The sequence below is a fragment of the Roseateles sp. genome (genome assembly GCF_052436255.1).
In the GTDB taxonomy this organism is placed as follows: domain Bacteria; phylum Pseudomonadota; class Gammaproteobacteria; order Burkholderiales; family Burkholderiaceae_C; genus Pelomonas.
On the sequence record NZ_JBQVNP010000213.1, the window covers coordinates 1 to 6007 of the forward strand.

The following is a 6007-nucleotide window of genomic DNA, read 5'->3' on the forward strand; positions in this document are numbered from 1 at the left end:
GGCCTGCGGTGCCGGGGTCTGCGGTGCCAGCGTGCCGCCGCGGCCGAGGTGCATGGCGCCCTTGCGCGCCTCCAGGGCCTGCACCAGCGCGGCGTTGGCCGCAGCGGGCAACGGCCAGCGATAGCGGTGGCCCTGCGCCAGCGTGCGCATCGGCCCCCAGGGGGCGAAGCTGGCGTGTACCTGGGCCAGTTCCTGCTTGGGGTCGATGCCCATGCCGCGCAGGCGCTCGTAGAACGGCCCGCCGTTCACGTCCATCGGCTTGGTGTGGCGCATCGGCACGGCGTCGACGATGGCCAGCTTCTCGCCCGTATCGGCCAGCATGGAGGACCACGCGTAGTCGATGCCCCAGGTGCAGCGCGTCAGCGTGAAGGTCGGCAGCAGGCGCTCCAGCAGCGCGTGTGAGAAACAGGGCGCCATCACCTCGACGAAGTTGACCCGCCGCACCCGGCAGGCGGCGTTGCGGATGTTGACAAGGTGGTTGCTGTGGCTGCCCAGCGCGATGGCGGGTTGTGCCAGCGCCAGCTGGTCCTCGTCGCAATATTGGAAGAAGCGGGACATCGCGCCGGGCGTGAAGAGCAGGTCGTCGTCGAGCATCAGCACGTAGCGGTAGGCTCGCCGAGCCATCAGCATGGCGTGCAGGCCCTGGTAGGCCTCGAACTTGTTGAGGCCGCCGGGCAGATGCCATTCCGCTTCGGCGCCGGGTGACTCCTCCGCCCGCACGTCGCCCCACGTATTGACACAGCAATCCCAGTTGCGACCAGGGTCCTCGGCCAGCAGGCGTGGGTGCAGCGAGCTGCGGCCGGCGCGCACGAAGACCAGGTAGTCCCGTGCAGCGGGGGCGGTGGGGGCATGGGGCTGGCGGTCGTTCATGAGGGGAAGTCGGAGGACGCGGGAGCCGGCTTCGGCAACTTGCGTGCCGCCCCGCGCCTGGAATGCCGTTTGCCGGCCGCTGCCGATGAGCCTGATGCCCAGCCCAGAGATCAGCGCGCCGGCACTGGTCGCCGGCAAGCGCGCCCTGGTGGCGGACGCGGCGTGGGCCAGCATGACAGGCGCCTTGTCGGGCGGCGTGGTGCTGGTGGCGTTTGCGCTGGAGCTGGGCGCCGGGCCGCGTGCCATCGGCCTGCTGGGCGCCATTCCCTTCATCGCCCAGGCGGCCCAGCTGCCGGCCTTGTTTGTGGTCGAGCGCATTCGTCGGCGCAAGTTGATCGGCATTCCAACGATCACGCTGGCCCGGCTGCTGATCCTGCTGCTGGCCGTGCTGCCGATGTTGCCCGACTCCGAGCCGCGGCTGGCCCTGCTGCTGCTGGCGCAGGCCTTCATCTCGGTGCTCAGCTCGGCGGCGTCCTGTGCCATCAACGCGTGGTTCCATCAGCTGCTGTCGCCGTCGGAGTTGGGCGTGTTCTTCTCGCGGCGCCTGCTCTGGGCCACCGGGCTGGCCTGCATCTGTACCCTTGGTGCCGGCGTGCTGGTCGAGCACCCGCCGCTGGATTCGCGCATGCTGGCCTTCACGCTGTGCTTTGCAGGGGCGGGGATCGCGGGGCTGTTGAGCTCGGCCAGCCTCTATCGCTGCCCCGAGCCCGAGATGGATGCCGGCGGGCCCGTGCGCCGCATGCGCGACCAGCTGCGCGGTCCCTTCATCGACCGCGACTTCCGCGGCCTGCTGCTGACCCTGGCCAGCTGGAACCTGGCCAGCAACCTGGTGGCGCCCTTCCTGACGGTCTATCTGATGCAGCAGTTGGGCTTCGGCCTCAGTCAGGTGACGGCGCTGTGGGTGATGAGTCAGGTCTGCAATGCCGCCACGCTGCTGGCATGGGGCCGCGTCTCGGACCGGCTGTCCAACAAGTCGGTGCTGGCAGTGGCCGTGCCCCTGTACTTCAGCTGCACGCTGGGCCTGGTGTTCGTGCCGGTCGGCGCGTCACCGCTGGTGCAGTTCGCCTTCCTGGCCGTCCTGCATGCGCTGATGGGCGTGGCCGGTGGGGGCATCGGCCTGGCTACCGGCAACCTCGGCATGAAGCTGGCGCCGCGCGACCGGGCCACCAGCTACCTGGCCGCCATCGGCCTGGTCGGCGCCGTGGCCGGGGGGCTGGCGCCGCTGGCTGGAGGCACGCTGGCGCAATGGTTCAGCGAACGCCAGCTGTCGCTGCTGGTGCGCTGGGTGTCGCCGGGCGCCATGCGCGAGGTGTCGGTGTTCAGCTTCGCGCACTGGGAATTCCTGTTCGCGATTTCCGCACTGCTCGGCCTGTATGTGATGCACGCGGTGTCACGCGTCCGCGAGGGCAGCGAGGTCAGCGAGCGCCGCGTCATCCAGGAGCTGGGCCTGGAGGCCCTGCGCACGGTGAACCAGGTCTCCACGGTGGGCGGTGTGCTGGGCAACCTGTTCCCGTTCGGTCGCCTGTCCGAGCGCCGGCGAGCGAGCAGAGACGCCCCTCGCCCATCTTCGCGCCGCTGAACGCGAGCGAGTCTGGTCGGGGACGGGCCGGCACGGGGCAGCCCGGCGCGCGCCCCGCAGGTCTTCAACGCGGTGCGCTGGCGCGGCTGCGCTCCGCCAGGCAGGGCAGGATCTCGCGCAGCGAGCCGATCACCATCACCGCCACGGCTTGCATCTCCGCCGTCGCGGGCAGCAGGTCGGGCACCATCACCACCGGCATGCCGGCGGCGACGGCAGCATGCACGCCGTTGTAGGAGTCCTCGAACGCCAGGCAGCGCTGCGGTGCGATGCCCAGGTGCCGGGCCGCCGCCAGGTAGAGGTCGGGATGCGGCTTGCCGCGCGCCACGTTGTCACGCGTGAGCACGGCGTCCAGCCGCGGCAGCAGGCCGGCCATGTCCAGGTGGTGGTGGGCGCGGCGCTCGCCGGAGGATGTGGCGACCGCCCGCGGCAGGCCCAGGCGGTCGAGCTGGTCGAGCACGGCGCCCACCCCGGGCTTGCGCTGCAGCCGCCCGGCGGCCACGGCAGCCTCCAGCAGCCGTGCGGCGCCGGCGAACAACGGCTCGACAGGTTCGACCGAGCCATAGTGGGCGGCCACCAGCGAGCGGCAGACATCGTCAGGCACGCCGATCATCTGGCGCCGCAGCGCCACCGGCATGTCCAGGCCGAGCGCCTCGGCCGCGTCCTTCATCGCGTCCAGGGCCAGGGTTTCGCTGTCGAGCAGCAGGCCGTCCATGTCGAAGATGACGGCGTCGAAGTCGGGCAGGCTGGCGCAGCGGAGCGTGGTCAAGGGCATGGCGTCAATTCTGTGCGCCGGCGGTGCGCATGAGCGAGGGCGGCGCCCACGGCGGCCACGGCGCCATCGCACTGCAGGCGCCGCACGCCTTCGCGCAGGCCGGCCACGACCAGCGGCTGGCGCTGCAGATCGTCGCCGAAGATCTCGCGCAGGCTCAGCAAGCCGTCCACGAGACGGGCGGCGTCGTCGCCGGCTTCGCGGCCGACGCGGCAAAGCGTGTCGCCCAGGCTGTCTGACCTCAGCAGCGCGCTGCCTTGCGGGTCGTGGCCGCTGGCGCACCGCATCCACGCGGCCACGGCCAACAGGGTCAGCGGCGCGGGCCGGCTGCTTGCGAGGTTGAGGCGCAGGCCGGCAAGCAGGCGCGCGGCCAGCTTGCCCGAGGCGTTGCGGCCCACGCGTTCGAGGTGATGGGCGATGCGCGGGTTGCTCCAGCGCTCGACCAGCTCATGCGCATAGGCGCTGATGTTGGGGCCGCCGGGCGGCAGCGTCGGCTGCTGCTCGTCGATGAGCAGGCGCAGCGCATAGCGGCGCATCAAGGGCTCGGCCATCACCTCGGCCACCGTGGCGCAACCAGCCAGCAGGCCCAGGCAGGCCAGCGCCAGATGGCCGCCGTTGAGCAGGCGCAGCTTCGCGGCCTCCCAGGGCGCGACGTCGTCGACGAAGACGGCGCCGGCCGCTTCCCACAATGGGCGCGGCCCCTCGAAGTGCTCGATCACCCACTGGCTGAACGGCTCGGTGCTCACCGGCACCGCGTCCGTCAGGCCGAGGAGGGCGTCGGCGCAGCGGCGGTCCGCCTCGGTGGTGGCGGGGACGATGCGGTCCACCATCGAGGATGGGAACTGCACGTTGCGCCCGATCCAGTCGGCGAGGCCGTCGTCCTGCAGTGCCGCCATGTCCATGCAGATCTGGCGCAGCTGCCGGCCGTTGGCGGGCATGTTGTCGCAGGAGATCAGCACCGGCGGCGCCAGGCCCGCCATGCGCCGCATTGCCAGCCCGCGCACCAGAAGCCCGGGCATGGTGCATGGCCAGGGGCGGTGGCAATCGGCGCGCACCGCAGCGTCCTGCCAGTCCAGCCGGCCGCTGCCGGGGTCGAGGCAGTAGCCGGCCTCGGTGACGGTCAGCGTCACGAGGCGCAGCTGCGGGTCGAGCAGCACCTGTTGCAGGCGTGCAGCATCCCATTGGGCATGCAGGGCCTCGCGCAGGCTGCCCACCACCTCGGCCCGCAAGCCCTGGGGGCCGCGTACCAGCACGGTGTAGAGGCCCTGTTGCTGCTTGAGAGCCGGCAGTGCGCTGCCGGTGCGCAGGCTGGCCGCGACGATTCCCCAGGGCGGCAACCGGCCAGCAGTCATCCCGGCCTCGATGGCGCGCTGCGTCAGCACCGCCTGGTGGGCGCGGTGGAAGACGCCGCAGCCCAGGTGCAGGATGCCGGTGCGCAGCGCGTGCACGTCGAAGCGCGGCCGTGCCACGCCGGCCGGCAGCCTGCCGAGCAGCGCGGGTGAGAGCCGCGGGCGCAGCAGCAGCGGTGCGCGCCGCGGGCCGATGGTGTCCTGGAGCTCGGCCGCGGAAAGGGTTGGGCAGACGGGCAGCGCCAGCATCACACGCCCTCCTGCGGGGGCCCGGCGCTGCCCCGGGTTGCATGGGTCGGCGTGCCGGCGACCGGGTAGGCCGGCCAGCCGTCGGCGGGGGCCTGCGCCTGCACCATCCAGGGCAGCAGCGCCGGGTTGCCCGGCAGCAGGTACTGCCAGCCGTCGACGAGCACGGCGGTCAGCTCCGCCGGGCCAAGCAGCAGCGGCTTGAGGTCGGGCCCGAAGGCCTGGAAGACGCGGTGCACCTGACCGCAGCCGTACTGGGCCAGCAGCCGGTCCGACTCGGCCAGCACCCGCGCTGCCAATTCAGCGTCACGGAATGCGCCCACAGGCCGCGTGTGCTGCACGGGCGTGGCATCGACCACGCCCATGTGCTGGTAGTCCAGCAGCCGCGGCCAGACCGAGTCCAGCCCCCAGCCCCAGCCCGTCGTGCTCAAGGAGAAGGTCGGCAGCAGGCGCTCCAGGGCCCGACCGGAGAAGCAGGGCGCCATGATCTCCACGAAGCCGGTGCCGCGCGCCGTGCAGCGTCGGTTCCGCATCATGCTGTAGTGGGCGTAGTAGGAGTCCTCGTCGAGCGCCGGAGCCGACAGTTCCCAGCCCAGGGCGGCGACGGAGGCGAAGAAGCTGTCGATGTTGCCGGCGTGGGTGAGCAAGTCGTCGTCGGGGAGCCAAATCAGCTCGTAGTTGCGCCAGCCTTCCCAGCGCGTCAGCAGCTCGTTCAGCCCGGCCCACTTGGGGCCGACGATGACCTCGCTGCTGCTGCAGCCCTGCAGAGCGGCTGCCGGCAGCGGCTCGAAGGGGCAGAGATGCAGGTCCCAGCTGCGCTGCCCGGCGCCGTCGAGCCAGCGCGGGTGCAGGGAGTTGCGGCCGACACGGGCTACAACCAGGTGTCGTCGTTTCATGCCAGTCCTAGGAAGTCTTCCTGCTGCTGCGATGGCAAGCGCTGTTCCAGCGGTCTGGGCCGCTGCGGAGCAGGCAGTCGGCCTGGCTTGCCGCAAGACTTGCGGCCGGGATGCCGTAATGGCAGGGTAGGCGCCGGGCCGCTGCTACGCTTTGACGCGTTGAACTAAACCGCTGACGCGGTGGTTTACTGGCTGGGAAGCCAGCAGAGTCGGAGCGGCGTACCTTGACCGATGCGGGCATGTGCCCGAGAGGATCAAGGAGAGCCGTCATGGCTGCCACCACCCCACCCAAGATCAG

5 protein-coding genes are annotated in these 6007 nt (G+C 71.4%); 1 reads left to right on the forward strand and 4 read right to left on the reverse strand.

What is annotated here, in order from left to right; all coding sequences use genetic code 11:
• A partial coding sequence (locus ACT6S0_RS25755; RefSeq protein WP_444766586.1) for a hypothetical protein occupies positions 1 to 870 on the reverse strand: 870 nt, incomplete at its 3' end.
• A gap of 85 nt (positions 871 to 955) precedes the next feature.
• Between ACT6S0_RS25755 and ACT6S0_RS25760 the strand changes: the two genes are divergently transcribed.
• A complete protein-coding gene (locus ACT6S0_RS25760) occupies positions 956 to 2449 on the forward strand; it encodes an MFS transporter (protein ID WP_444766587.1) in 1494 nt (497 codons plus the stop codon).
• A gap of 64 nt (positions 2450 to 2513) precedes the next feature.
• On the opposite strand, the gene ACT6S0_RS25765 is transcribed toward ACT6S0_RS25760, so the two are convergent.
• The 3 genes from ACT6S0_RS25765 to ACT6S0_RS25775 are packed head-to-tail and all read right to left on the reverse strand — an operon-like array spanning position 2514 to position 5709.
• Positions 2514 to 3221, reverse strand: a complete 708-nt coding sequence (locus ACT6S0_RS25765) for an HAD family hydrolase (RefSeq protein ID WP_444766588.1) — start codon at positions 3219 to 3221, stop codon at positions 2514 to 2516.
• A complete protein-coding gene (locus tag ACT6S0_RS25770; RefSeq protein WP_444766589.1) occupies positions 3212 to 4816 on the reverse strand; it encodes a mannitol dehydrogenase family protein in 1605 nt (534 codons plus the stop codon). The genes ACT6S0_RS25765 and ACT6S0_RS25770 overlap by 10 nt, the downstream gene beginning before the upstream one ends.
• The gene (locus tag ACT6S0_RS25775) at positions 4816 to 5709 is read right to left on the reverse strand and encodes a DUF707 domain-containing protein (protein WP_444766590.1); all 894 of its coding nucleotides are present in this window, start codon (positions 5707 to 5709) and stop codon (positions 4816 to 4818) included. The genes ACT6S0_RS25770 and ACT6S0_RS25775 overlap by 1 nt, the downstream gene beginning before the upstream one ends.
• Between the last annotated feature and the right edge of the window lie 298 nt (positions 5710 to 6007).

What these genes read in the sequence shown, in the direction of transcription:
- ACT6S0_RS25760 (WP_444766587.1), top strand. Translation starts at nt 956, where the DNA reads ATGAGCCTGATGCCCAGCCCAGAGATCAGCGCGCCGGCACTGGTCGCC.
- ACT6S0_RS25765 (WP_444766588.1), bottom strand. Translation starts at nt 3,221, where the DNA reads ATGCCCTTGACCACGCTCCGCTGCGCCAGCCTGCCCGACTTCGACGCC.
- ACT6S0_RS25770 (WP_444766589.1), bottom strand. Translation starts at nt 4,816, where the DNA reads ATGCTGGCGCTGCCCGTCTGCCCAACCCTTTCCGCGGCCGAGCTCCAG.
- ACT6S0_RS25775 (WP_444766590.1), bottom strand. Translation starts at nt 5,709, where the DNA reads ATGAAACGACGACACCTGGTTGTAGCCCGTGTCGGCCGCAACTCCCTG.